At 60.6% G+C, this 24,296-nt stretch carries 31 protein-coding genes; 9 read left to right on the forward strand and 22 right to left on the reverse strand.

All coding sequences use genetic code 11. The features are described 5' to 3' along the window. Positions 1-17: 17 nt before the first annotated feature. From flgE to flgL, 8 genes are all read left to right on the forward strand, one after another. Positions 18-1,241: a flagellar hook protein FlgE gene (flgE, locus tag ACJ8KE_RS03115; RefSeq protein ID WP_016927298.1), complete on the forward strand. Its 1,224-nt coding sequence runs from the start codon at positions 18-20 to the stop codon at positions 1,239-1,241. Between the two features lie 12 nt (positions 1,242-1,253). Next, positions 1,254-2,009, forward strand: a complete 756-nt coding sequence (locus tag ACJ8KE_RS03120) for a flagellar basal body rod protein FlgF (RefSeq protein WP_016927299.1) — start codon at positions 1,254-1,256, stop codon at positions 2,007-2,009. A gap of 18 nt (positions 2,010-2,027) precedes the next feature. Then, positions 2,028-2,810 (forward strand): flagellar basal-body rod protein FlgG, encoded by a 783-nt coding sequence (flgG, locus tag ACJ8KE_RS03125; protein ID WP_049299126.1) that lies wholly within the window; start codon positions 2,028-2,030, stop codon positions 2,808-2,810. An 83-nt stretch (positions 2,811-2,893) separates the two neighbouring features. Then, entirely contained in the window at positions 2,894-3,595 is a 702-nt protein-coding gene (gene flgH / locus ACJ8KE_RS03130; protein ID WP_004934817.1) for a flagellar basal body L-ring protein FlgH, read from the forward strand. Positions 3,596-3,605: 10 nt separating this feature from the next. Then, positions 3,606-4,706: a flagellar basal body P-ring protein FlgI gene (locus ACJ8KE_RS03135; RefSeq protein WP_004934816.1), complete on the forward strand. Its 1,101-nt coding sequence runs from the start codon at positions 3,606-3,608 to the stop codon at positions 4,704-4,706. Beyond that, positions 4,706-5,650 (forward strand): flagellar assembly peptidoglycan hydrolase FlgJ, encoded by a 945-nt coding sequence (gene flgJ / locus ACJ8KE_RS03140; protein WP_049299127.1) that lies wholly within the window; start codon positions 4,706-4,708, stop codon positions 5,648-5,650. The genes ACJ8KE_RS03135 and flgJ overlap by 1 nt, the downstream gene beginning before the upstream one ends. Positions 5,651-5,935: 285 nt before the next feature. Continuing rightward, on the forward strand, positions 5,936-7,585 hold the full coding sequence (flgK, locus tag ACJ8KE_RS03145; protein WP_016927301.1) for a flagellar hook-associated protein FlgK: 1,650 nt from the start codon (positions 5,936-5,938) through the stop codon (positions 7,583-7,585). Positions 7,586-7,644: 59 nt separating this feature from the next. Further along, positions 7,645-8,604 carry a flagellar hook-associated protein FlgL gene (gene flgL, locus ACJ8KE_RS03150; RefSeq protein ID WP_016927302.1) on the forward strand — a complete coding sequence of 320 codons (960 nt, stop codon included), beginning with the start codon at positions 7,645-7,647 and terminating at the stop codon, positions 8,602-8,604. Positions 8,605-8,876: 272 nt separating this feature from the next. Here flgL and sra read toward each other — a convergent pair whose 3' ends face one another. The 14 genes from sra to fliF all read right to left on the reverse strand — a co-directional run bounded on the left by sra (position 8,877) and on the right by fliF (position 20,107). Continuing rightward, positions 8,877-9,011, reverse strand: coding sequence for a stationary-phase-induced ribosome-associated protein (gene sra, locus ACJ8KE_RS03155; RefSeq protein WP_016927303.1), 135 nt, complete (start codon positions 9,009-9,011; stop codon positions 8,877-8,879). Between the two features lie 352 nt (positions 9,012-9,363). Then, positions 9,364-10,146 carry a flagellar biosynthetic protein FliR gene (gene fliR, locus ACJ8KE_RS03160; RefSeq protein ID WP_016927304.1) on the reverse strand — a complete coding sequence of 261 codons (783 nt, stop codon included), beginning with the start codon at positions 10,144-10,146 and terminating at the stop codon, positions 9,364-9,366. A gap of 2 nt (positions 10,147-10,148) precedes the next feature. After that, positions 10,149-10,418 carry a flagellar biosynthesis protein FliQ gene (fliQ, locus tag ACJ8KE_RS03165; RefSeq protein ID WP_004934803.1) on the reverse strand — a complete coding sequence of 90 codons (270 nt, stop codon included), beginning with the start codon at positions 10,416-10,418 and terminating at the stop codon, positions 10,149-10,151. Positions 10,419-10,439: 21 nt separating this feature from the next. Beyond that, positions 10,440-11,201: a flagellar type III secretion system pore protein FliP gene (gene fliP, locus ACJ8KE_RS03170; protein ID WP_004934802.1), complete on the reverse strand. Its 762-nt coding sequence runs from the start codon at positions 11,199-11,201 to the stop codon at positions 10,440-10,442. After that, on the reverse strand, positions 11,198-11,602 hold the full coding sequence (fliO, locus tag ACJ8KE_RS03175) for a flagellar biosynthetic protein FliO (RefSeq protein WP_049299130.1): 405 nt from the start codon (positions 11,600-11,602) through the stop codon (positions 11,198-11,200). Before fliO ends, fliP begins: the two co-directional genes overlap by 4 nt. After that, a complete protein-coding gene (gene fliN / locus ACJ8KE_RS03180; RefSeq protein WP_004934799.1) occupies positions 11,602-12,018 on the reverse strand; it encodes a flagellar motor switch protein FliN in 417 nt (138 codons plus the stop codon). Before fliN ends, fliO begins: the two co-directional genes overlap by 1 nt. Next, complete coding sequence (gene fliM / locus ACJ8KE_RS03185; protein ID WP_004934798.1) at positions 12,011-13,015, reverse strand: flagellar motor switch protein FliM; 1,005 nt, start codon at positions 13,013-13,015, stop codon at positions 12,011-12,013. Before fliM ends, fliN begins: the two co-directional genes overlap by 8 nt. Before the next feature lie 5 nt (positions 13,016-13,020). Next, positions 13,021-13,506: a flagellar basal body-associated protein FliL gene (fliL, locus tag ACJ8KE_RS03190; RefSeq protein ID WP_016927307.1), complete on the reverse strand. Its 486-nt coding sequence runs from the start codon at positions 13,504-13,506 to the stop codon at positions 13,021-13,023. Positions 13,507-13,671: 165 nt separating this feature from the next. Further along, the gene (locus ACJ8KE_RS03195; RefSeq protein WP_234212912.1) at positions 13,672-14,901 is read right to left on the reverse strand and encodes a flagellar hook-length control protein FliK; all 1,230 of its coding nucleotides are present in this window, start codon (positions 14,899-14,901) and stop codon (positions 13,672-13,674) included. Next, positions 14,898-15,344 (reverse strand): flagellar export protein FliJ, encoded by a 447-nt coding sequence (gene fliJ / locus ACJ8KE_RS03200; RefSeq protein WP_016927309.1) that lies wholly within the window; start codon positions 15,342-15,344, stop codon positions 14,898-14,900. The genes ACJ8KE_RS03195 and fliJ overlap by 4 nt, the downstream gene beginning before the upstream one ends. A gap of 21 nt (positions 15,345-15,365) precedes the next feature. Continuing rightward, the gene (gene fliI / locus ACJ8KE_RS03205; RefSeq protein WP_004934781.1) at positions 15,366-16,727 is read right to left on the reverse strand and encodes a flagellar protein export ATPase FliI; all 1,362 of its coding nucleotides are present in this window, start codon (positions 16,725-16,727) and stop codon (positions 15,366-15,368) included. After that, complete coding sequence (gene fliH / locus ACJ8KE_RS03210; RefSeq protein WP_016927310.1) at positions 16,727-17,431, reverse strand: flagellar assembly protein FliH; 705 nt, start codon at positions 17,429-17,431, stop codon at positions 16,727-16,729. The genes fliI and fliH overlap by 1 nt, the downstream gene beginning before the upstream one ends. Beyond that, positions 17,424-18,416 (reverse strand): flagellar motor switch protein FliG, encoded by a 993-nt coding sequence (fliG, locus tag ACJ8KE_RS03215; protein ID WP_004934775.1) that lies wholly within the window; start codon positions 18,414-18,416, stop codon positions 17,424-17,426. Before fliG ends, fliH begins: the two co-directional genes overlap by 8 nt. Continuing rightward, complete coding sequence (fliF, locus tag ACJ8KE_RS03220) at positions 18,413-20,107, reverse strand: flagellar basal-body MS-ring/collar protein FliF (RefSeq protein WP_048794699.1); 1,695 nt, start codon at positions 20,105-20,107, stop codon at positions 18,413-18,415. The genes fliG and fliF overlap by 4 nt, the downstream gene beginning before the upstream one ends. Before the next feature lie 315 nt (positions 20,108-20,422). Here fliF and fliE point away from each other — a divergent pair, with 315 nt between their 5' ends. Beyond that, positions 20,423-20,737: a flagellar hook-basal body complex protein FliE gene (gene fliE / locus ACJ8KE_RS03225; RefSeq protein ID WP_004934773.1), complete on the forward strand. Its 315-nt coding sequence runs from the start codon at positions 20,423-20,425 to the stop codon at positions 20,735-20,737. A gap of 32 nt (positions 20,738-20,769) precedes the next feature. Here fliE and ACJ8KE_RS03230 read toward each other — a convergent pair whose 3' ends face one another. The 8 genes from ACJ8KE_RS03230 to ACJ8KE_RS03265 all read right to left on the reverse strand — a co-directional run bounded on the left by ACJ8KE_RS03230 (position 20,770) and on the right by ACJ8KE_RS03265 (position 24,288). Further along, positions 20,770-22,053, reverse strand: coding sequence for a tyrosine-type recombinase/integrase (locus tag ACJ8KE_RS03230; protein WP_442517090.1), 1,284 nt, complete (start codon positions 22,051-22,053; stop codon positions 20,770-20,772). 31 nt (positions 22,054-22,084) lie between these two features. Then, positions 22,085-22,333, reverse strand: a complete 249-nt coding sequence (locus tag ACJ8KE_RS03235; protein WP_442517091.1) for an excisionase family protein — start codon at positions 22,331-22,333, stop codon at positions 22,085-22,087. 16 nt (positions 22,334-22,349) lie between these two features. Continuing rightward, positions 22,350-22,499: a hypothetical protein gene (locus tag ACJ8KE_RS03240; RefSeq protein ID WP_442517092.1), complete on the reverse strand. Its 150-nt coding sequence runs from the start codon at positions 22,497-22,499 to the stop codon at positions 22,350-22,352. Continuing rightward, the gene (locus ACJ8KE_RS03245) at positions 22,496-22,747 is read right to left on the reverse strand and encodes a hypothetical protein (RefSeq protein ID WP_442517093.1); all 252 of its coding nucleotides are present in this window, start codon (positions 22,745-22,747) and stop codon (positions 22,496-22,498) included. Before ACJ8KE_RS03245 ends, ACJ8KE_RS03240 begins: the two co-directional genes overlap by 4 nt. After that, positions 22,740-22,961, reverse strand: coding sequence for a hypothetical protein (locus tag ACJ8KE_RS03250; protein ID WP_060437150.1), 222 nt, complete (start codon positions 22,959-22,961; stop codon positions 22,740-22,742). The genes ACJ8KE_RS03245 and ACJ8KE_RS03250 overlap by 8 nt, the downstream gene beginning before the upstream one ends. A gap of 70 nt (positions 22,962-23,031) precedes the next feature. Next, positions 23,032-23,286: a DNA polymerase III subunit theta gene (locus tag ACJ8KE_RS03255; RefSeq protein ID WP_442517094.1), complete on the reverse strand. Its 255-nt coding sequence runs from the start codon at positions 23,284-23,286 to the stop codon at positions 23,032-23,034. Between the two features lie 9 nt (positions 23,287-23,295). Further along, positions 23,296-23,556 carry a hypothetical protein gene (locus tag ACJ8KE_RS03260; protein ID WP_438807886.1) on the reverse strand — a complete coding sequence of 87 codons (261 nt, stop codon included), beginning with the start codon at positions 23,554-23,556 and terminating at the stop codon, positions 23,296-23,298. A 57-nt stretch (positions 23,557-23,613) separates the two neighbouring features. Continuing rightward, positions 23,614-24,288: a hypothetical protein gene (locus ACJ8KE_RS03265; protein WP_442517095.1), complete on the reverse strand. Its 675-nt coding sequence runs from the start codon at positions 24,286-24,288 to the stop codon at positions 23,614-23,616. Positions 24,289-24,296: the final 8 nt, after the last annotated feature.

The raw sequence follows: 24,296 nt of genomic DNA on the forward strand, positions 1-24,296 counted from the left end.
ACTATTCGGAGAATAACATGGCCTTTTCTCAGGCAGTCAGCGGCTTGAACGCGGCAGCAACCAACCTGGACGTGATCGGTAACAACATCGCCAACTCCGCGACTGCGGGCTTCAAATCCGGCAGCGTCTCCTTCGCCGACATGTTCGCCGGTTCGCAGGTCGGGCTGGGCGTCAAAGTGTCCGGCATCACCCAGAACTTCAAGGGCGGCACCACCACCGGCACCAGCCGCGCGCTGGATGTGGCCATCAACGGCAACGGCTTTTTCCGCATGCAGGATAAAGATGGCGGCATCTTCTATACCCGCAACGGCCAGTTCAAGCTGGACGAGAACCGCAACCTGACCAACATGCAGGGTCTGCAGCTGACCGGCTACCCGGCGGCCGGCTCTCCGCCGACCATCCAGCAGGGCGCCAACCCGGTGCCGCTGAGCATTCCTGAAGGCATGATGAACGCCAAGGCGTCCACCTCCGGCGAGATGGTGGCCAACCTGAAGTCCACCCATAAAGTGCCGGAGAACAAGACCTTCGATCCGACCAAACAGGACAGCTACAACTACGTCAACACCATCACCGCCTACGACTCGCTGGGCAACGCGCACAACATCAACGCCTACTTCGTGAAGACCGAAGACAACAAGTGGCAGGTCTACACCCAGGACGGCAGCGCGGCTCCGGTGGATGCTGGCACCATGGAGTTCAGCACCAGCGGCAACCTGGTCAAAACCACCAGCACCAACGGCGCGCCGGGCGAGTTCAGCATGGTGATCCCGATGGCCGCCAAAGACGGCGCGCCGGCGCAAAACTTCACCCTGAGCTTCGCCGGCAGCATGCAGCAGAACGTGGGCAGCGACTCGGTGAGCAAAGTGGCGCAGGACGGCTATGCCGCCGGTGAATACACCAACTTCCAGATCAACAACGACGGCACAGTGGTGGGCATCTATTCCAACCAGCAGACTCAAGTGCTGGGCCAGATCGTCATGGCCAACTTCTCCAACCCGGAAGGGCTGGCGTCGCAGGGCGATAACGTGTGGCAGGAAACCGGCGCGTCCGGTCAGCCGCGCGTCGGTCTGTCGGGCGGCGGCGGCTTCGGTAAGCTGACCAGCGGCGCGCTGGAGTCTTCCAACGTCGATCTGAGCCAGGAGCTGGTGAACATGATCGTCGCACAGCGTAACTACCAGTCCAACGCCCAGACCATCAAGACGCAGGACTCCATCCTGCAGACGCTGGTTAGCCTGCGCTGATAGGGCCGAGTTATGGATCACGCGATTTATACCGCGATGGGCGCGGCGCGCCAAACGCTGGAACAGCAGTCCATTACCGCCAACAACCTGGCCAATGCGTCGACGCCGGGCTTTCGCGCCCAGCTCGCCGCATTGCGCGCGGTGCCGGTCGACGGGCCGAGCCTGGCGACACGCACATTGGTAACCGCGTCGACGCCGGGCGCCGACATGAGCCAGGGGGCGCTGAACTACACGGCGCGCCCGCTGGACGTGGCGCTGCAGCAGGACGGTTTCCTGGCGGTGAGCCTGCCGGGCGGCGGTGAGGCCTATACCCGCAACGGCAACATTCAGATTTCCTCCACCGGGCAGTTGACGGTGCAGGGGATGCCGGTGATGGGCGACGGCGGCCCAATCGAGGTGCCGCCGTCGGCGGAGATCACCATCGCGGCCGACGGCACCATTTCGGCGCTGAACGCCGGCGATCCGCCGAACACCATCGCGCAGATCGGCCGCCTGAAGCTGGTGAAGGCCGATGCGCGCGAAGTGATGCGCGGTGACGACGGACTGTTCCGCCTGACGCCGGAAACCCAACAGCAGCGCGGCAATCAGTTGCAAAACGATCCGCAGGTGCGGGTGATGCCCGGGGTGCTGGAAGGCAGCAACGTCAAGCCGATGGAGACCATGGTCGACATGATCGCCAACGCCCGCCGTTTTGAAATGCAAATGAAGGTCATCCACAGCGTGGATGAAAACGAACAGCGTGCCAACTCACTGCTCTCAGTGAGCTAAGCAGCAAGGAAATAACCGATGATTCCATCCTTATGGATTGCCAAAACCGGTCTGGACGCGCAGCAGACCAACATGGACGTGATCGCCAACAACCTGGCGAACGTCAGCACCAACGGCTTCAAGCGCCAGCGTGCGGTATTTGAAGATCTGCTGTACCAGACCATGCGTCAGCCGGGCGCGCAGTCCTCCGAGCAGACTACGCTGCCTTCCGGTCTGCAGATCGGCACCGGCGTGCGTCCGGTGGCGACCGAGCGGCTGCACAGCCAGGGCAACCTGTCGCAGACCAACAACAGCAAAGACGTCGCCATCAAGGGGCAGGGTTTCTTCCAGGTGATGCTGCCGGATGGCACCCAGGCCTACACCCGCGACGGGTCGTTCCAGATCGATCAGAACGGCCAGCTGGTCACCTCCAGCGGTTTCCAGGTGCAGCCGGCGATCACCATTCCGGCGAACGCGCTGTCCATCACCGTCGGCCGCGACGGCATCGTCAGCGTCACCCAGCAGGGGCAAACCACCGCCCAGCAGGTGGGCCAACTGACGCTGACGACCTTTGTCAACGACAGCGGTCTGGAGAGCGTGGGCGAGAATCTGTATCAGGAAACCGAAAGCTCGGGCGCGCCGAACGAGAGCACGCCGGGGCTGAACGGCGCCGGTCTGCTGTATCAGGGCTACGTGGAAACCTCCAACGTCAACGTGGCGGAAGAGCTGGTCAACATGATCCAGACTCAGCGCGCTTATGAGATCAACAGCAAAGCGGTATCGACCTCCGATCAGATGCTGCAAAAGCTGACGCAACTGTAATCTGTCCTTGACGGGCCCGGCATGCCGCGCCCGTCATTCTCTTTCGTGAAACAAAGGCGATACCCGTGGTAACCACATATTCGATGGCAATCCTGCCGCGGCAGGGACAACGCTGGCTGGCGGGAATGGTGATGCTGACGCTGAGCGGCTGCGCTTATATTCCGCATAAACCGCTGGTGGACGGTGCGACCACGGCGCAGCCCGCGCCGGCCAGCGCGCCGATGCCGAACGGCTCGATCTTCCAGACGGTGCAGCCGATGAACTACGGCTATCAGCCGCTGTTCGAAGACCGCCGTCCGCGCAACGTCGGCGACACCCTGACCATCGTGCTGCAGGAAAACGTCAGCGCCAGCAAGAGCTCCTCCGCCAATGCCAGCCGCAACGGCGCCAGCAAGTTCGGCGTCGCCACCTCGCCGCGTTACCTTGACGGCCTGTTGGGCAATGCGCGCGCCGATATGGACATTTCCGGCGACAGCACCTTCGGCGGCAAGGGCGGCGCCAACGCCAACAACACCTTCAACGGCACCATTACGGTGACGGTCAACCAGGTGCTGGCCAACGGCAACCTGCACGTGGTGGGGGAAAAGCAGATCGCCATCAACCAGGGCACCGAATTCATTCGTTTCTCCGGCGTCGTCAACCCGCGCACCATCAGCGGCAACAACTCGGTCACCTCGACGCAGGTGGCGGACGCGCGGATCGAATACGTCGGCAATGGCTATATCAACGAAGCGCAGACCATGGGCTGGCTGCAGCGCTTCTTCTTAAATGTTTCACCGTTCTAAGGATTGACTGATGCTGAAAAAATGGTTTATCGCGCTGTGCGTCGGGCTGGTGTGCTTGCCGGCGGCGGCGGAGCGCATCCGCGATCTGGTGACGGTGCAGGGCGTGCGAGACAACGCCCTGATCGGCTACGGCCTGGTGGTGGGGCTGGACGGCTCCGGCGACCAGACCATGCAGACGCCGTTCACCACCCAAAGCCTGAGCAACATGCTGTCGCAGCTGGGCATCACCGTGCCGCCGGGCACCAACATGCAGCTGAAAAACGTGGCGGCGGTGATGGTGACCGCCAAACTGCCGCCGTTCTCGCGCGCCGGGCAGAACATCGACGTGGTGGTCTCATCAATGGGCAACGCCAAGAGCCTGCGCGGCGGCACCTTGCTGATGACGCCGCTGAAAGGCGTGGATAACCAGGTCTATGCGCTGGCGCAGGGCAACGTGCTGGTCGGCGGCGCGGGCGCGGCGGCCGGCGGCAGCAGCGTGCAGGTCAACCAGCTGGCGGGCGGGCGCATCAGCAACGGCGCCACCATCGAGCGCGAGCTGCCGACCACCTTCGGCAGCGGCGGCGTACTCAACCTGCAGCTGAACGACGAGGATTTCACGCTGGCGCAGCAGATCAGCGACGCCATCAACCGCCAACGCGGCGGCGGCACCGCGACGCCGCTCGACGCCCGCACGATCCAGGTGCTGGTGCCGCAGGGCAACAGCTCTCAGGTGCGCTTCCTGGCGGAGATTCAAAACATCACCGTCAACGTCGGGGCGATGGACGCCAAAGTGATCATCAACTCGCGCACCGGGTCGGTGGTGATGAACCGCGATGTGATCCTCGATTCTTGCGCCGTCGCCCAGGGCAATCTGTCGGTGGTGGTCGATCGGCAGAACACCGTCAGCCAACCGACGACGCCGTTCGGCGGCGGCCAGACGGTGGTGACGCCTAACACCCAGATCTCGGTGCAACAGCAGGGCGGATCGCTGCAGAAAGTGAACGCCAGCGCCAACCTGAACAACGTGATCCGGGCGCTGAACGCGCTGGGCGCCACGCCGATCGATCTGATGTCGATCTTGCAGGCGATGCAGAGCGCCGGCTGCCTGCGCGCCAAGCTGGAAATCATCTGATGGCCGGCGATCTGATGGCGATGTCGGGCGCGGCCTATGACGCCCAGGCGCTGAACGGCCTGAAGCGCGACGCGGCGGCCGACCCGCAGGGCAACCTCAAGCAGGTGGCGCAGCAGGTAGAAGGCATGTTCGTGCAGATGATGCTGAAAAGCATGCGTTCCGCCTTGCCGCAGGACGGGGTGTTGAGCAGCGACCAAACGCGGCTGTATACCTCGATGTACGACCAGCAAATCGCCCAGCAGATGTCGCAAAAAGGGCTGGGGCTGGCCGACATGATGGTCAAGCAGATGAGCAACGCCAACGCGGTGCCGAGCGAAACGGCGGGCCTGTCGCCGATGGCGCTGGACAACGAGGTGCTGCAAACGCTGCCGAACCAGGCGCTGGAGCAAATGGTGCGCCGGGCGATGCCGAAGGCCCCGCCGGCCGCCGCGCCGCTGTCGCTCAACAACGGCAACTTCGTCGCTCGCCTGTCGATACCGGCGAAGGTCGCCAGCCAGCAGAGCGGCATTCCGCATCAGCTGATCGTCGCGCAGGCGGCGCTGGAGTCCGGTTGGGGGCAGCGCGAGATCCCGACATCAGACGGCACGCCGAGCTACAACCTGTTCGGCATCAAGGCCGGCGGCAGCTGGAGCGGGCCGGTGACGGAGATCACCACCACCGAGTTCGAACAGGGTGCGGCGAAGAAGGTGAAGGCGAAGTTCCGCGTCTACGGTTCCTATGTGGAAGCGATCGCCGATTACGTCAAGCTGTTGACCAACAACCCGCGCTACGCCGATGTGGCCGCTGCGCGCAGCCCGGAGCAGGCGGCGCATGCGCTGCAACGCGCCGGGTACGCCACCGACCCGCAGTACGCCAGCAAACTGGTCAGCGTGATTCAGCAGATGAAGAACGCGGGGGAGCAGGCGGTGAAAGCCTATACCCACGATCTGAACGATTTGTTCTAAATCCCCGTCATTCTTGACGCCGCAGCGGCGTTGATTGCACAAGCTCGCCCCGGTCACTTGGCTTAACCAAGCTCCCGGGGTCTCCCTTGCTTGTCGTCTTGCTGCAGCGCCAATTATTTAGGGGATAGGCGGTAATGGAGGCTCGCTGGATGCTGACCGCATTGCCGCTTTTTTTCCTCAAGTTCTTCTCATTTTTGCCGATAACCGAAACAGGCTGAGCGAACAGGCTCAGCAGCTCAATTAAGAACCCTGTGGGCCACCGGCGCCGCAGCATAAGGAATTCCGATGTCCAATAGCTTAATCAATACCGCGATGAGCGGGCTGAATGCGGCTCAGGTGGCGCTCAGTACCGTCAGCAACAACATCTCCAACTACAACGTGGCGGGCTACAACCGCCAGACCGCGATCCTGGCGCAGAATGGCGGCATGGCCACCATGAGCGGCTTTATCGGCAACGGCGTGACCGTCACCAGCGTCAACCGCGAATACAACCAGTTCATCACCAACCAGCTGCGCGGCGCACAAAGCGCGTTCGGGGCGCAAAACGCCTATTACGAGAAGATTTCACAGATCGACAACCTGTTGGCGAGCAAGACCAACCCGCTGTCGACCAACATGCAGGACTTCTTCACCAACCTGCAGAACCTGGTGAGCAACGCCGGTGACGACGCCGCGCGCCAGACGGTGCTGGGCAAGGCTAACGGCCTGGTGAACCAGTTCAACAACACCGATAAATTCCTGCGTGACATGGATAACGGCGTTAATCAGCAGATCAGCGATACGGCGCAGCAGATCAACAGCTACGGCCAACAGATCGCCAAGCTGAACGACGAGATCACCCGTTTGCGCGGCAGCGCCGCCGGCGAGCCGAATGCGTTGCTGGATCAGCGCGATCAGCTGGTCACAGAATTGAACCAGCTGGTGGGCGTACAGGTCACGCAGCAGGACGGCGACGCCTATACCGTCTCCTTCGCCAACGGCTTGACGCTGGTGCAGGGCAGCAACACCTATCAGGTGGAAGCCGTGCCTTCCAGCAGCGATCCTTCCCGTCTGACCATCGGCTATAACCGCGGCAACGGCGCCAGCGAAGTGCCGGAAGGCCAGATCACCAGCGGCACGCTGAGCGGCGTGCTGAAATTCCGCAGCGAAACGCTGGACGGCGTGCGCAATCAACTGGGCCAGTTGGCGCTGGCGATGGCGGACAGCTTTAACCAACAGCATCGCGCCGGCTTCGATCTGAACGGCGATGCGGGCGGCGACTTCTTCAGCTTCAGCGGCGGCCGGGTGGTGGATAACACCCGCAACACCGGCGACGCGTCGCTGTCGGTCGCTTACACCGATACCGGCAAGGTGAAAGCCAACGATTATCGCGTCGAGTTCGACGGCAGCAACTGGCAGGTCAGCCGCCTGCCGGACAACGTGAAAGTCAACGCGACGCCGGGCACCAGCGCTGACGGCAAACCGACGCTGAACTTCGACGGGTTGGAAGTGAGCATCGACGGCAATGCGCAAGCCAAAGACAGCTTCACCGTGAAGCCGGTCAGCGACGTGGCGGGCAACCTGAAAGTGGCCATCACCGATTCGTCCAAGATCGCCGCCGCCGGTAAAGACGACAGCGGGCGCGGCGATAACGAAAACGCCAAGAAGCTGCTGGATCTGCAGACCAAAAACCTGGTGGACGGCAAGGCGACCCTGAGCGGCGCTTACGCCGGCATCGTCAGCGGCGTCGGCAACCAGACCGCTGCCGCCAAGGCCATCGCCACGTCGCAGGCCAAGATCGTCACGCAACTGGGCGCGCAACAGCAGTCGATGTCCGGCGTCAACCTTGACGAAGAGTATGGCGAGCTGCTGCGTTTCCAGCAGTACTACATGGCCAACGCGCAGGTGATTCAGACCGCCAGCTCGCTGTTCGACGCGCTGCTGAATATTCGTTGATTTCATTGTTAATCGGCGCCGATAACGGCGCCGGTCGCTCAGAGTAAGGAACCCACAGCATGCGCATGAGCACCAGCATGATGTACCAACAGAACATGAACGGCATCACGGGCAACCAGTCGCTGTTCATGAAGGCGGCCGAGCAGCTTTCTTCGGGCAAGCGGGTGATCAACCCGTCCGACGATCCGCTGGCGGCGTCGCGCGCGGTGATGTTGTCGCAATCGCAGGCGGAAAACAGCCAGTACACGCTGGCGCGCACCTTCGCTCGTCAGAACGTGTCGATGGAAGAAACGGTATTGGCCGGCGCGACCTCCACCATCGCGGACATGAAGGCGCTGATCGTCAACGCTGGCGGCACCGAAAGCGATAACGATCGCCAGTCGCTGGCCACCCAGCTGCAGGGGCTGAAAGATCAGCTGCTGAATCAGGCCAACAGCACCGACGGCAACGGCCGCTATATGTTCGGCGGGTATGTGAACGACAAGGCGCCGTTCGTCGATAACGGCGGCACCGTCAGCTATCAGGGCGGCGACAAGACGGTTCAGCAGAAAGTGGACGCCAACCGCACCATGACCATCGGCCATACCGGCAACGCGGTGTTCATGTCGTTGACCAGCAACCCTAAGCCCGAGCCGGACGGCAGCGCGCCGGTCAGCAACGTATTCGAGAGCATCGATATCGCGCTGAACGCGCTGAAAACTCCGCTGCAGGGCGCCGACGAGGCCACCAAGCAGCAGGTGAACGATGCGCTGGCGAAAGCCAACCGCGGCCTGGACAACTCCTACAACAACGTGCTGAGCGTGCGCGCCGAGCTGGGCAGCCAGCTGCAGGAGATGGATCAGCTGGACAGCATCGGTAAAGAGCGTGACATGACCAACCAGATCCAGATGAGCGCGTTGACGGATGCCGACCTGGCCGAGTCTATCTCGTCTTATTTCATGCAGCAGGCGGCGCTGCAGGCGTCGTATAAAACCTTCAGCGATATGCAGGGCATGTCGCTGTTCCAGATGAATCGTTAAGAGCAATACCCCGTTGCCTGACCGCGACGGGTTTCCCTTTAGTGCGCTTAGAAAACGCCTTCTCCGCCCCGCGGGGAGGGAGGCTTCTTGAAACCGGGCGCACTCGTTTGGCGCGTCACTCGTTCTCCCACTACTGACTGAGTGACGCGCCTTTTTTTCATCAGGAAAGTAATAATAAGATTGTCACCCCTGTTTAATGCGTAACGGCATTATTGAAATCAGTGGCGGAAAAATCGCGATAGATATTATTTCCCTGACGATAAATAGCGCTGCTATTTCTTTTTCTTCTCCACTTTCCATTTTCCGCCGTCGTCCGTCTCGGTAAACGAAACTCTAAACTTGTTGCTTTTCCAGTGGGTCAAACCAAATAACCGGCGTGCTTTTCGGTTGCTTTTCGCTTTAATCATGAACTCGCTCCTGTGGTTAGCAAAGGTCGATGCTGCGCCCTGCAGCCGGCGGGCGCCGGACGCATTTATTCAGGGTGTAAGTTATCTGTCGCGCATTTAACCCTGCGTGACTGCGTTATTTTTTATTTTCACTTGGGAGTCAACGTTTTTATCGCCGCTGATGGCTAGCGTGGTACAAGCGATATTTCTGTTGCCGGGTCTATTCTAGGTCGGGGTTTTATTTATTCAAGCCGCCGGAGACATTTGAACCTTAATCCGGATAAAAGCCGTTTCTCAGGCTTTTGTCCCAAGAAAGCGTTTTTATTGCCATTTTGTCTTAGGCGGAAGAGGGGGAAGGAAGGGGCCGCCGGATTCAGAAGGTCATGCCGCCGATCACCGCCGCCAATCGATCGAACACTTCGCCGAACAGGTGTTCGCAGAACGGCGCCAGCATCGGCATCATCATGCCCAGCGTCATGATGCCGAAGGTCATGGTGACCGGGAAGCCGATCACGAAGACCGACAGCTGCGGCGTCATGCGGTTGAGCAGGCCGAGCGCCATGTTGAGCGTCAGCAGCAGGCAGATCAGCGGCAACGCCAGCATCATGCCGTTGATGAAGATCAGCGAGCCGACCTGAGTCAACACCAGGAAGCCGTTGCCGTTTAGCGGCTGCGTTTGGATCGGCAGGGTATGGAAGCTGTCCGCCAGCAGCGAAATCAGCCACAGATGGCCGTCAAAGCTGAGGAACAGCAGCATCGCCAGCAGGTTGAGCAGGCGCGCCAGCACCGGCATGTTCGGGCCGCCGCTGGGATCGAAGAAAGTGGCGAACGACAGGCCCATCTGCATGCCGATCACTTCGCCCGCCAGGCGCACCGCCGCGAAGGCGAACTGCATGGTCAATCCCAGCGCCACGCCGATCAGAATCTGTTGGATCGCCAGCCACAGGCCGGCGGCGGAGAAGATCGGGATGTTGCTGGCGGGCAGCGTCGGCGCGATCAGGATGACGATCAGCCCGCCAAGGCCGATTTTGACCTTTTTGCTGATCTGCTTTTCGCTGAATATCGGCGCGGTGCCGATCAGCGCCAGAATGCGCAGCAGCGGCCAAAAATAGTGGCTGAGCCAAACGGTGAGTTGGGCGCTGTCGAAGGCGAGCACGGTCAGCCGATCAGGGTTGGCAGGTTGCTGAACAGGGTGCGCATGTAGTCCAGCAGCAGGTTCAACATCCAGGGGCCGGCGATGATGATGGTGGCCACCACCGCCAGAATTTTAGGGATGAACGACAGCGTCATTTCGTTGATCTGGGTGGCGGCCTGCAGCAGGCTGACGACCAGGCCGCTGATCAGCGCCGCCAGCAGCAGCGGGGCGGCCAGCGCCAGCGCGACTTTCATCGCCTCGGTGCCGAGCGCCATAACCGATTCAGGTGTCATCTCGCGTTCTCCGGTCAGGGGTTACGAATAGAAACTCTGCGCCAGCGAGCCGAGCAGCAGTTGCCAGCCATCGACCAGCACGAACAGCATCAGCTTGAACGGCAGCGAGATAGTGGCCGGCGGCACCATCATCATCCCCAGCGCCATCAGCACGCTGGCGACCACCAGGTCGATGATCAGGAACGGAATAAACACCGTAAAGCCGATCTGGAAGGCGGTTTTCAGTTCACTGGTGACGTAGGCGGGCAGCAGGATGCGCATCGGCACCGCTTCCGGGCCGGCCAGCGGCGGCTGATTGGCCAGTCTGGCGTACAGCGCGAGATCGGTTTCGCGCGTTTGCCGCAGCATGAATTCGCGCAGCGGCTGCGCGCCTTTATCCAGTGCGACCTCCAGCCCGATCTTGTCCTGGCTGAACGGCAGATAGGCGTCCTGATAAACCTTGTCGAACACCGGCGACATGATGAAGAAGGTCAGGAACAGCGCCAGCCCCAGCATCACCTGGTTCGGCGGCGCCGAAGGCGTGCCCAGCGCGTTGCGCAGCAGGCCGAGCACGATGATGATGCGGGTGAAGCTGGTCATCATCAGCAGCATGGCCGGCAGGAAGGTCAGTGAAGTCAACAGCACCAGCGTCTGCACCGGCAGCGACCAGCTTTGGCCGCCATTGGCCAGCGGTTGGCTGATCAGCCCCGGCAGTTGTGCAAAAGCCGCCGGGCTGATCAGCAGCAGGGCGGCGGGGAGCCAAACCGCCGGGCGGCGGACGAGGGTATGAAGAGTCGAGGTCATGCCGATTTTTCCGGGCGTTTCATAACTTTTTGCATCAGTTGACGGAAGTCCGCCGGTGTCGCCGCGTCGGCCGCGCCCTCGTCTTTCGGCGGGGCGGGCAGGGTGTGCAGCGGGGTGATCTGCTGGGCGGTGACGCCCAATACCAGCAAGGTGTCGTCGACTTCCACCACCACCACGCGTTCACGCTGCCCGACCTGGCAACTGGCGCGCAGGTTGAGCAGTTTGTTGTTGCGCGCCTGCGGGGCGAAACCCAGCCGACGGAACAGCCAACCGGCCAGCAGGATCAGCAGCAGAATGCCGCCGAGCGCGCTGCTGACCTGCATCAACACCGAACCGGCCGGCAAGGCCGGCGCGGCGGGGGGTTGGGTGCTTTGGACGGTAACGGGCGCCGCGGCGGTCATCAGCGGCTCAGTCGACGCATGCGTTCGGAGGGGGTGATGATGTCGGTGATGCGCACGCCGAACTTGTCGGCCACCACCACCACTTCACCTTGCGCGATCAGGTAACCGTTGATCAGGATATCCAGCGGTTCGCCGGCCAGGCCGTCCAGCGCCACCACCGAGCCTTGCGACAGGCGCAGCAGCTCTTTGATGGTCATCTTGGTGCGCCCCAGTTCCACGGTCAGCTTGACCGGAATATCCAGGATCAGGTCGATATCCTGCAGGCTGCCGAGCGCATCCTGAGCTTCCAGCGACTTGAACACCCCTTCGGTGCTCGCGCCGGATTTCTCTGAAGACTGCTGCTCGTTAAACGCATCAGCCCACAGATCGTCTACGGATTCCTTTCCTTCGCCAGACGGTTGCTTAGGATCACTCATTGGGCTGTTCCTCACTCAGAGCATTCAAAATAGGGTTAATCAAATGTTCAACACGCAGGGCGTATTGCCCGTTCAACGTGCCGTATTGGCTGGTCAGAACCGGTACGCCGTCCACATGGGCGATCAGGCGTTCCGGCTTGTCTATCGGTAATACATCGCCCGGTTGCAGCTTCAGGACTTTCGACAGCCGCATCGGGATATCGACGAAGTTGGCGATCAGTTCCAGTTCGGAATGCTGCACCTGCTTCACCAGGGTTTCGCGCCAGTGGCTGTCTTCCTGCCGCGAGTTTTCCAGCGGCGGGTTGGTCAACAGCTCGCGCAGCGGTTCGATCATCGCGAACGGAATGCAGATGTTGAACTCGCCGGTCAGCGCGCCGATCTCCACCTGGAACGGCGTGGTGACCACGATGTCGTTCGGCGAGGTGGTGATGTTGGTGAACTTCACCTGCATTTCGGCGCGCACGTATTCCACATCGATTTTGTAGATGGCGCTCCAGGCGTCGCCATAGGCGTCCAGCGCCAGGCGCAGCATGCGTTTGATCACCCGCTGTTCGGTCGGAGTGAATTCGCGGCCTTCGACCTTGGTCGGGAAGCGGCCGTCGCCGCCGAACAGGTTGTCGACGGCGATGAACACCAGACTCGGCGCGAACACGAACAGAGCAGTGCCGCGCAGCGGATTCAGATGCACCAGGTTCAGGTTGGTCGGCACCGGCAGGTTGCGGGCGAACTCGTGATACGGCTGGATTTTGATCGGGCCGACGGTAATGTCCGGGCTGCGGCGCAGCAGGTTGAACAACCCCATGCGGAACTGCCGGGCAAAACGTTCGTTGATGATTTCCAGCGCGTGCAGACGCTCGCGCACCACGCGGCGCTGGGTGTTCGGATCGTAAGGCTTGACCTCGCTCTCTTTGCCGACCACCGCCTCGGGTTCATCACCCGCGCTGTCGCCGTTGAGCAAGGCGTCGATCTCTGCCTGTGAAAGAATGCTATCGCCCATAGTGATTACCGCAGTATGAAGGCGGTGAACAGCACGTCGCTGACCACCTGCTTCGGTTGTCCCTTAACCAGCGGCGGGCTGAGCACGTCCTTAATCTGCGCCACCAGCTGTTGCTTCCCTTGTTCATTGGCCAACTGGCTCGCTTCCTGGCGGGAGAGCAGCATCAGCAAGCGGCTGCGCACTTCCGGCAGAAAATCGTTCAGCTGACGGCGGGTACTTTCGTCCGGCAGACGCAGCGTGAGGCCGATGTACAGCACGCGATCCGGGTTGTTGTCCGGCGTCACCAGGTTGACGGTAAAGGTGTCGAGCGGCATGAACACCGGCGCGGCCGGCGGTTGCTGTTTGGCGGCGGCCGGTTCGGCGCCGTTTTTATGCTGTTGCAGCAGCCACCAGCTGTAGCCCGCGGCGCCACAGGCGACGACGCTGATCAACACCAGCAGGATGACCAGAAGGGAGCGTTTCGGTGCTGCCGGAAGGGTGTTCTGAGACATAGCCAAATCTAATTCCTGTTGTTCCACCCGCGGCCGGCGAGGCGGCGGGCATGGCGCGCGGCAAAGCCGCACGCATGACATGTAAAGGTATTATCGCGTCTATCGCGGCGTGCAATAGCCTGAATAGACGCGCAAATGGGTGCCAGCTTGGGCGTTTGCGGCGGCTCAGGCGAAAATATCGACGCCGTTGACCGCGCTGGCCATGCGCTGCAGCGCCATCGGCGCGCTGACGCCATCGGCGGCCGCAGCCTCATCGCCAGGGTGTTCAGCATAGCTGGAACGCCCCTGGCTGTTGGAGGCCTGCTGCTGCGCCTGTTGCCATTGTGGCGTGGACTCGCCGCCCACGCTGCTCTGCCCCAGGTTGATGCCGCTCTCCGCCAGCGCGTGGCGCAGCTGCGGCATCGCCGCTTCCACCGCCGCGCGCACCTGGCCGTGAGCGGAGGCGATGTGCAGTTGCGCCTGCTGATCGTCCAGTTTCAACGTGATCTGCAAGGCGCCCAGCTCCTGCGGATGCAGACGCAGCTCGGCGCTTTGCTGGCCGTTGCGATGGAACATCAGCACCTGTTGGTTCAACGCCTGCTGCCATTCCGGGCTACCCAACTGCGCGTTTAACTGCGGCGTAGGCGGCGCCGTCACCAGTGAGCCGGCCGGGGCGGCCGTTTGCGTTGGGCTGGCGGCGGCCAGGGCGACGGCGTGATTGAGCGTCGGCTGCTGCTGGGTATCGCCCGCCGGCAGCGGCTGTGCGGCACTTGCGCGCTCGCCGCTGGTCGATTGCGGGAGCGCCGCCGTGGCGTTATCGTCATCGGCTGCAGGCGTTTTCGTGCCTGTTCCTGTCGGAGCAGGGGATGCCGATGAACGCGCGGCGGTGTTATCACCGGCCGCCGCAATGTTCAGCAGGCCATTGCCGGTCTGCAGCGCGGCCGCATCGTCAGCGTTTTCCACCGGCAGCGGCCGTTGGCCATCGGCTGGCTGAGGCTGGGCGACGATCGCGGCCGGCAGCATGGCATACAGCGCCTGCAGCGTCGCGGCATCCAGCTCTTTGGCGGCGGCGATCGGCGGCTGCGCCGGTTTATCGCCGGCCACGAGCGTCTCGCTCTCGGCGCCTTCAGGTGAAAGCGCGTCGGCTGGGGTTGCCAGACCCGGCAGCAGGCCGCCGCGCTCGCCGAAGGTGGCCAGCAGTTGATTGAGCTGATTGCGGCTCAGGGCCGGGGCGCGTTCATCGTCCGCGCTCAGCGCGACCGGCGGCTGTTTGCCGTCGGCGGCGGGCGCAAAACGTGCGCCGAGCAGTTGGGCGAAAGCGGATGACAGCTGGCTCTCATCCAGCGCCGACGTCAGTTCGGCCAGACCGCCGGCATCGCCGGGTAAGGCCAGGCCGGGCAGGGCGTTCAGATTCATGGGTTGATATTCCTTTGTGCACTGCGTTGAGCGAACTCATCCATCAGTTTTTGATCCCGTTTATTCTCCTGCTGCTGCTCCGCATTTATGGCGCGGGTATGCAGAGTCTCGAAAGCGTTCAGCCGCTGTTGTTTGTCTTGCCATTGCTTCACCGCATGATCCACTTTCTGCCCCCACTGCAGCAGCTGCTGGCGGTGCTGGTCGATGGCCTGTTCCAGCGTGCCGATAAACTGCTGGTAGTTTTGCCAGCGAGAGCTGTCCATGCCGTCGCAAAGCGTATGATTCAGCTTCTGGCGATATTCGTCCTGATAGTTGAGCAGCATCGACAGCTGTTGCTCCGCCGCCTGCTGCGCCTGCCGCACCTGGCCAAGCTGTTGCGCGGCCTGTTCCACCGCATCCTGCGCCAGATCGCGCAGGGTAATCAGGGGGGATTGTGATTTCATCGCTGTGCGCCTCTGGTGACGTTAAACAATCAACTGCTGCAGCTGTTGACAGGCTTCATCGTAGCCGCTGCGTTCAAAGATGCCCTGTTGCAGGTAAGCTTCCATCTGCGGGTACAGCGTCATCGCTTTGTCCAGCAACGGATCGCTGCCCGCCGCGTAGGCGCCGACGCTGATCAGATCGCGGTTGCGCTGATAGCTGGCCAGCATCTGCTTGAAGGTGCGTACCCGGCGGTAATGCTCTTCGTCGATCAGCGATGTCATGGCGCGGCTGATTGACGCTTCGATGTCGATCGCCGGGTAGTGGCCGGCCTCCGCCAGCCGCCGCGACAGCACCACGTGGCCGTCGAGGATGGCGCGCGCCGAGTCGGCGATCGGATCTTGCTGATCGTCCCCTTCGGTCAACACGGTGTAGAAGGCGGTGATGGAGCCGCCGCCGCTGATGCCGTTGCCCGCGCGTTCCACCAGCGCAGGCAGCTTGGCGAAGACTGAAGGCGGATAGCCTTTGGTCGCCGGCGGTTCGCCGATGGCCAGGGCGATCTCACGCTGCGCCATGGCGTAGCGGGTAAGGGAGTCCATGATCAGCAACACGTGCTGCCCGCGATCGCGGAAATCTTCGGCGATGCGGGTGGCGTAGGCCGCCCCCTGCATGCGCAGCAGCGGCGACACGTCCGCCGGCGCAGCGATCACCACCGAGCGCGCCCGGCCTTCGGCGCCGAGAATGTTCTCGATAAAGTCTTTGACCTCGCGGCCGCGCTCGCCGATCAGGCCAACGACGATCACATCCGCCTGGGTATAACGGGCCATCATGCCGAGCAACACGCTCTTGCCGACGCCGGAGCCGGCGAACAGGCCCATGCGCTGGCCGCGACCGACGGTCAGCAGACCGTTGATGGTGCGCACCCCCACGTCCAGCACCTGCTCGATCGGCGTGCGCTGCAAGGGGTTGAACGGCGCGGTGATCAGCGGCGCGCGGTAACCGGTTTCCGGCGAAGGCAGGCCGTCGAGCGGTTTGGCGCTGCCGTCCAGCACGCGCCCCAGCAGCGCCGGGCCGAGCGGCAGCTGTTTGCCGGCGCTTTGGCCTTCCGGCGCGATGCGGGCGTAAACCCGCGCGCCCGGCACGATACCTTCGACTTCTTCCAGCGGCATCAGGAACAGCCGTTGGCCGTTGAAGCCGACCACTTCGCTTTCCACTTCCTGCACCTCACCGGCGTCGTGCCGTTCGATGAGGCAGGTCGCCCCGAGCGGCAGCTGCAGGCCGGTAGCCTCCAGCACCAACCCGGTGGCGCGGGTCAGGCGACCGTAGCGGCGCACCGTCGGCGCGCGGGCGATGCGTTTTTCCAGCGTATCCAGAGAACTCAGCCAGCGGCCGAGACGCGCGGTCATCAGACTTCTCCCGGTGCCGCCAGGCGGCACAGTTCATGCCAGCGCGTCGCCAGGCTGGCGTCAAGATCGCCTTCCTCGGCGCTGACCTTGCAGCCGCCCGGATGCAGTTCGCCGTCCGCCAACAGGCGCCAGCCGTGCAGGCTGAGGGTAACCCCCAACTGCTGCTCGACGCGTGGATAGTCGTCCGGGTGGACCCGCAGCTGCGGCTTGCCGTTGAACATCGGCTCCTGTTGAATCAGCTGTTGGATCTGCGCGAGCAGGGCGGTGCCGTCGCACACCGGCGGCTGGCCCAGCACCTGTTTGGCGGCGGTCAATGCCAGTTGCATCAGCCGCGAAGCGATCACGCTGTCGAGCGCGTCCAGCGTGTGCTGGAATTCAGTAACCAACTGCTGCCAGTGGGCGGTCAGCGGCTGTTGCTGCTGTTGCGCTTCCAACAGCCCTTGCTGACGGCCTTCTTCCAGACCGGACTGAAAACCGGCTTCATAGCCTTTTTGCTGGCCGTCGGCATAGCCCAACTGCTGGCCCTGTTGCTCGGCCTGCAGCCGCAGCGTCGCCAACTGCTGCTGCAATTCGGCCTGCGCGTCCGGCGACGGATCGCTTTGTTCGAGATCCGGCAGCGGCGGCAGTTCGAACGCCGGTTTCTGTTCGCCCAAATCGTTGAGCGACCAGGGCTGCCAGGGCAGGGTGTTAATGCGATCAGACATAGGTGTCCTCGCCGCCGCCGATGATCATTTCGCCGGTTTCCGCCAGGCGTCTTACCACCAACAGGATGGCTTTCTGCTCGTTCTCCACCTGCGACATGCGCACCGGCCCACGGTTGGCCAGATCGTCGCGCAGGATGTCGGCGGCGCGTTGCGACATGTTCTTGAGGAACTTCTCGCGCAGCGGCTGTTCGGCGCCTTTCAACGCGATCAGCAGCGACTCGCCTTCCACTTCCTGCAGCAGGCGCTGGATGCTGCGATCGTCGACTTCCACCAGGTTTTCGAACAGGAACATCTCGTCGATGATCTTCTGCGCCAGCTCGCCGTCGTATTCGCGCATCGCGTCGATGACCGCTTCTTCCTGCTGGGTTTTCATCAGGTTGATGATCTCGGCGGCGGTGCGCACCCCGCCCATTTTGCTGCGCTTGAGGTTCTGGCCGTCGAGCAGGTTGTTCAGCACTTCGGTCAGCTCTGCCAACGCCGCCGGCTGCACGCCGCCGAAGGTGGCGATACGCAGCATCACGTCGTTGCGCAGGCGCTCGTCGAACAGGGCCAGGATGTCCGCCGCCTGGCCGCGTTTGAGGTGCACCAAAATAGTGGCGATGATCTGCGGGTGTTCGTCGCGGATCAGATCGGCGGCGCTCTGCGGCTCCATAAAGTTGAGCGTTTCCATGCCGGTGGTGGTCTCGCGCGATTCGAGAATGTCTTCCAGCAGGCTGGCGGCGCGCTCTTCGCCCAGCGCCTTGACCAGCACCGAGCGCAGGTAGTCGCTGGCGTTGACGCTCAGCGCCGCGTATTGCTCGGCGTCGTCTTCAAACTCGGTCAGTATTTCGCCGAGCTGTTTGTGTGAAACCTGGCTCATGCCGGCCATGGTGCCGCTCAGCAGCTGTACTTCGCGCGAGGAGAGGTGTTTGAACACCTCCGCCGCGCGATCTTCACCCAGCGTCATCAGCAAGATGGCGCTTTTGTCGGTTCCGGTCAGGCTCATATCTCGTTACTCATCCATTGGCGGATTACCAGAGCGACCACGCGCGGGTCTTTGTCAGCCAGATCGCGGATCCGCTGGCTCTGGACTTCTGCGCTGACGCGCTGCTGCGATTTGCGACGCTGCGCCAGCTCCTCGTTGCTCGGTTTGTTGCTGTCGACCGCTTTGGCGGCAGGGGCGTTGGCGGCGGCGATGGCGGCCTGTTGCGCAGCCTGGCGCTGTTGCAGCTGCGGCCGCACCAGTTTGCGCCACAGCAGCCAGGCCACCAGCAGCACCAGCAGATAGCGGCCCGCGTCGATCAGGCGATCGATAAACGACTGGCTTTGCCAGAACGGCAGTTCGCCACCGGTCACCTGAGTGTCGGTAAACGGCGTATTGACCACGTTCAGGGTATCGCCACGGCTGCTGGAGTAGCCCATCGCTTCACGCACCAGCGCTTCGATCTGCGCCAACTGCTCTTTGCCCATCGGCTGCGGTTTGCCGTCTTTACCGGTGCCCAGGTAGTTGACCACCACGGCGACCGACAGACGCTGCACGGTGCCGGCTTTGTGCTGGGTATGGCGGATGGTGCGATCGAGCTCGTAGTTGGTGGTCGCGTCGCGTCGGGTATTTTGCGGCACGCCGCTGGCCGCCGCGCTGCGGGTGGTTGCGGCGTTTTGCGCGGTGGCGTTGGCATTGTTGCCTGCCGCGGGCTTGGCGGTTTCAATCGGCGCGGTGGCCGGCGCGCTCGGTTGGTTGGACAGCGCGCCTGGCACGCCACCCACCTGCGGCCCGCCGATCTGTTCGCTCAGGCTGGTTTGCTGGGAGCGGATAGCGGCTTTGTCCGGCTGCTGGTTCGGCTGGTATTGTTCATCGGTTTGCTCGCGCGTGGCGAAGTCGATCTGCGCTGTGACCTGCGCACGCACGTTGGCGCTGCCGACCACCGGAGCGAGGATCGCTTCGATGCGGCGCTGGAAGCCGTTTTCCACTTCGTTGGCGTATTTCAGCTGCGAAGCGTTGAGATCGCGCCCGGTGCCGTCGGACTGGGTCAGCAGGCGGCCGGCCTGATCGACCACGGTCACGTTGCCCGGCGGCAGGCCGGCGACACTGCTCGACACCATATAAACGATGGCGTTGATCTGGCCGTCGTCCAGCGCACGGCCGGGTTGCAGGGTGAGCGTTACCGAGGCGGAAGGGGATTTCTGTTCGCGCACGAACAGCGAAGGTTTAGGCAGCGCCAGGTGAACGCGGGCGTTTTGCACCGGCCCCAGCGATTCGATGGTGCGCGACAGCTCGCCCTCGAGGGCGCGCTGATAGTTAATCTGCTCGCTGAACTGGCTGATGCCGAATTTTTCCTGGTCCAGCAGTTCGAAGCCGACGGCGCCGCCTTTCGGCAGCCCTTGCTGCGCCAGACGCAGACGGGTTTCATGCACCTTTTCCGCCGGGATCAGCAGCGCCGCGCCATTCTCGGCAAAGCGGTAAGGGATGTTCATCTGCGTCAGTTGGGTGACGATGGCGCCGCCGTCGCGGTCGTTCAGATTGCTGTACAGCACGCGGTAGTCGGGGCTTTTCACCCACAACAGCAGCGCGACGACGATCGCGATCGCGGCGGAAGCGGCGACCAGCAACGGAATTTTCGGGTTGGCGCGCAGACGGTTCCAGATGGCTTGCAGGCCGTTGTCGCGGCTTTCGCCGGCGGTTATCGAAGCACTCATTTTAGGTCTCGTCCTTCAATGGCGCTCACGATCCCGTACGGGCCGCTGAGCAGCTCCCTGCCAGGCTGATGAACGGTATGGTTAGCGTTGTGTGACAAAACAGACTCCCTGATACACATATCTTCTAAATAGCGGCGCTCCCATTTCTGGGCAGGCCATTATTCGCCTTATCAGACAATTCCGATTGCCCGATAAGCCGGGTTTTTTGCAGTTAATTAACCGCTTTAGGTCCGAAAACGCTGTGCTAGGGTGTGCATCATTGGAGAAGTGCAGGGTGAAAACGTCACCCGGCGAGACGAGATGATTGAGGACCAGATGGCGATTCAGGGCATTGAAGGGGTGCTGCAGCAGATGCAGACCATGGCGGTTCAGGCCGGCAAGATGGGGCAGAATGCGGCGCCACAGGGCGTCAGCTTCGCCAGCGAACTGACTGCGGCGCTCGGCAAGATCAGCGAGACCCAGCAAACGGCGCGCAAGCAGGCGCAGGATTTCGAGCTGGGCGCGCCAGGCATCAGCCTGAACGATGTGATGGTCGATCTGCAGAAATCGTCGGTGTCTTTGCAGCTGGGCGTGCAGGTGCGCAACAAGCTGGTGGCGGCCTACCAGGATATTATGAATATGCCGGTGTGATTGATTAAATTCGTTGATTTAAAAGGAGAATGTCACTCGTTAATGGCGGCGTGGGGCACTGATGGGGCAAACTCCGTTAATTTCTGGTTCAACAGGTTGATCTGGTCATGGTTGTTTTCAGCCATCCATGAGCCATAAACCTGGTAAACCATCTGGGCGGATGCATGCCCCATTTGCTGAGCAATGAAGTTTGGGTTTGCGCCAGCAGCCAGTGACCAGCAAGCGTAAGTGTGCCGTGATTGGTAGGCCTTTCTATGCCTTATCCCAGCTCGTCGTAATGCAGAGTCCCAGCTTTGCCCGATTGTTCCTTCTGAATAATGATGTCCGCTCCTGCCATTTGTGGCTGTCATGCTTGGATTAAAAACAAACGTACATTTGTGGCTTGCCGTTTTACCGTATTCGCGAAGGGATACGGTGATGTCATGTGCTCTGCCAAGCCGAGTTAGTTCAGCCTGATCTCGCAGAGCGTCGATTGCTGGTTGAACAAGTTGGACAATGCGATCTGTTCCTGCTGCCGTCTTTGGCAACTTGAACTGACCATTCTTTATGAGGTTTCTGCGAACGGTGATACTTCCTGCATGAAGATCTATATCCTCCCAGCTGAGCGCGCATAGTTCGCCATGGCGAAGCCCAGTGTATATAGCTACTGACCAAAGGTTGCGAGTCTGGCGAATCTTTATCGCATCCATCATGCGTATAAACTCTTCGCGTGAAAGAGGATCAGGTAGCGACTTAGACTTTGTTAGCGGGGAAATGTTAGCGGTTGGATCAGAAGCAACATATCCATTTGCAAGGGCAAAGCGAAACATTGATACAAGGCAGCCGATATAGCCGTTAACTGTCGATACTGACCGGCCTCTCTTGGCGCTCTTATGCCCATGCCCAATAGCTTGAAATCCGGTAAGCATCTCTTTCCTGGCGACCAAGATGTCTTCTTGCCTGACTGATGATGCTAGCCTGTTTACACCGATGAATGGCAGGGTATTGGCTATCTTTGACTCATACTTACCCTTTGTGCTTGTAGCTAATTCCATTTCCTTAATAGATAGCCACTTTTCAGCAAGCTGATTTAAGGTTATTTCATTCCTTTCTATCCCAAACTTCGCCAGGTTATGTGAGTTAGGGAACCTTTCTGCATAGTCAAATCGTCCCGTCTTTATGTCGTAACAAATCGACGCTCTTAGATCACCCGCTATCCTCCTGTTTTTTGCAGTATCAGGAGCGCCAAGCGCCTCCCTAACTCGCTTGCCTTTATACATGAACCAAATGCGCAAGAACCCTCCGTGGTTCTCTACGCCAGTTGGATATGCAGCCATAGAATTCTCCTTTCTGTTGTCGGATGGATATTTAAGCAGATTTGCGTCTCTTGGTCGCCGGAGGCTGCCTCTCTATCCAGCGATCTACTTCTTCTCGGTTATAGAAGCATGGGCTGTTGTCGCGTGGCTGGCTGTCTGGCGCTACATGTCGATACTCCCTACCTTCCATCCAGGAGTTTTCTCGCGCAGTTTTTATTGTGTTCTTTTTCAGGCCAGTTACAGCCATCAGCACCGATTCAGACACCCATTTGTTTGGCATCAGGTTGATTACTTCGCTCATGGTTATTCCTGAAATATTATTGGATGGTGATATTGGCAGGGGTGTTATATTCGTGAGATGACTGTTCGGCGATCAGCTTCACACCTGGCTTAACGATCTGCTCGAGAATCGCCATCTTACCGGCATACTCTTCATCATCAGCTGCACCGAGATAGATGGTTATCATGCGTCCACCAAAGATGAGAAGGGCGCTTTGTTTTGTTCACATGCGACACCTCTCTGCCTGTCTGCTTTTTTCCGGCGTTCGTAGTCTTCAGCGCAGCTATCGCCAAAGCAGAAATTACCTTTGCTGATAGTTTCTCCACACCAATAACAGCGGCCAGTAAACACCATTGACGGCTTAGGCCGGTTGGATAATGCGGAGAGGATAATCAGCTCTTCTTGCTCTTGTGCGTTGTCGATGATGTCAGCCATGTTTAACTCCTAATCCTAAAATGTTCTCGACATCATCAGCGCCACAGCCGGATGCCATGATTGCTTGACCTTCATGCAAGAAGACTCGAACAGGAGCAGGCATAACGCCGGTGCGCTCCCACAGTGCTTGATGAAGTTTCTGCTGCAATGCATCCGTGCTAACGCGCCCGTCCGTGAAGTAGGCGCGGGGAATCCTGACGCTGATAGTGTCCATGGTTGTTACTCCGATTGGAGATAGGGCAACAAAAAACCCGCCGAAGCGGGTTCATGTCAGTTAGTTGGATTTACTTCTTGCCGTTTGCCTCTGCCATCTGCTGATAGCGGTGGTCATTCGGTCCTGGGAATTTGTGGCTCTGGCCACGGTAATGCTGAAGTCGTTCACGGAAGTATTCGCGCAGATGTGAAGGCTGCTCTTCTTCAACTTGCGCAGGCACAATCGGCATATTCATGCGCTCTTTGTAAGCTACGCCTGAAGCAGCTAAGTCAACGTTAACCTTCTCGCGCTCTTCCGGTGATTTATCCGCTATGTTGTATGACATTGCCCAATCCTATATCAGCTCAAAGTCATCATCGAACGTTGCAAAGTTTAGCTCTGCAGCGCGCATCTCGAGGATAAATTTGATACCGTCATGTAGTGAAGTGGGCCGATCATACTCCAGAACGAAGCGATCGTGATAGGTGCGTCCTAGCCAGTAACCTCCGCCGTATTCCTTCAAACGCTGGAAGAACACCCAGCCACCTTCTTTGGGATACTCCAGCATCTCGCCGCGGTAAACTACCTGATAGCCGCTGTCGTTTTTCGTAGTCATAACTCACACCATAAAAATACTGTTCATGCATACAGTATAATTATAGTGGTCTGTGAGTCAATTCCCACCCTCCGGCGCTGCTGCCAGCATTAGACGGTACGCTGAGCGTATGGAGAAAGCTCCAGATGCTAACGCTGCATTTATCATTTCCGCTGTCGGCTCAATAGGAACCAGCTTCCAGCCCTCCGGCAACGTGTAATCCTGGCTTACAGGTTGAGCCAGCATTGCGGCGCGGCAGGCGTCGGCATATTGTGTCAGGGTGTCAATTCCGTACTCGTTTTTCTCAGCCATCCATCCTGGGTAATGCGTCCAGATTTCCATGCCGAAATGCCGGTAGTCTGGATCACCGCCAGGGGGTACTGGTGCATCGAAGCCAGCTATTCCAAGAATTCGTATGCGGGCGCTACCCAACATGGCTCGCCAACGCTCAGCGTCCCGTCGCACGTCATCCGGCACTGCTGGCGCTGGCGGAGTGGTGTAGAGCTTGGTGCCGTCCGGGAAATTGTCCCAATCCGCTTGCTCATGTAGGCATATGACGCGAGCCGACGGGAAGCAACCAACATCATCCTGTTGCCCTAATCTTACTTCACCAATTGCCACCGGCTGCGCCTCCCGGTTAGCCAACTTGCGGATATCCATTTCAATTTCATCAGCCCATTCCTGCCACTCCTGCGGCAAACCGCCTTTCGCACCGGCGATGTGATTAGCTAAGCCATACAGTTCTTCTTTCATGCATCCCC

It is taken from the genome of Serratia sp. CY56464 (assembly GCF_052168435.1).
Taxonomy (GTDB): Bacteria; Pseudomonadota; Gammaproteobacteria; order Enterobacterales; family Enterobacteriaceae; genus Serratia; species Serratia marcescens.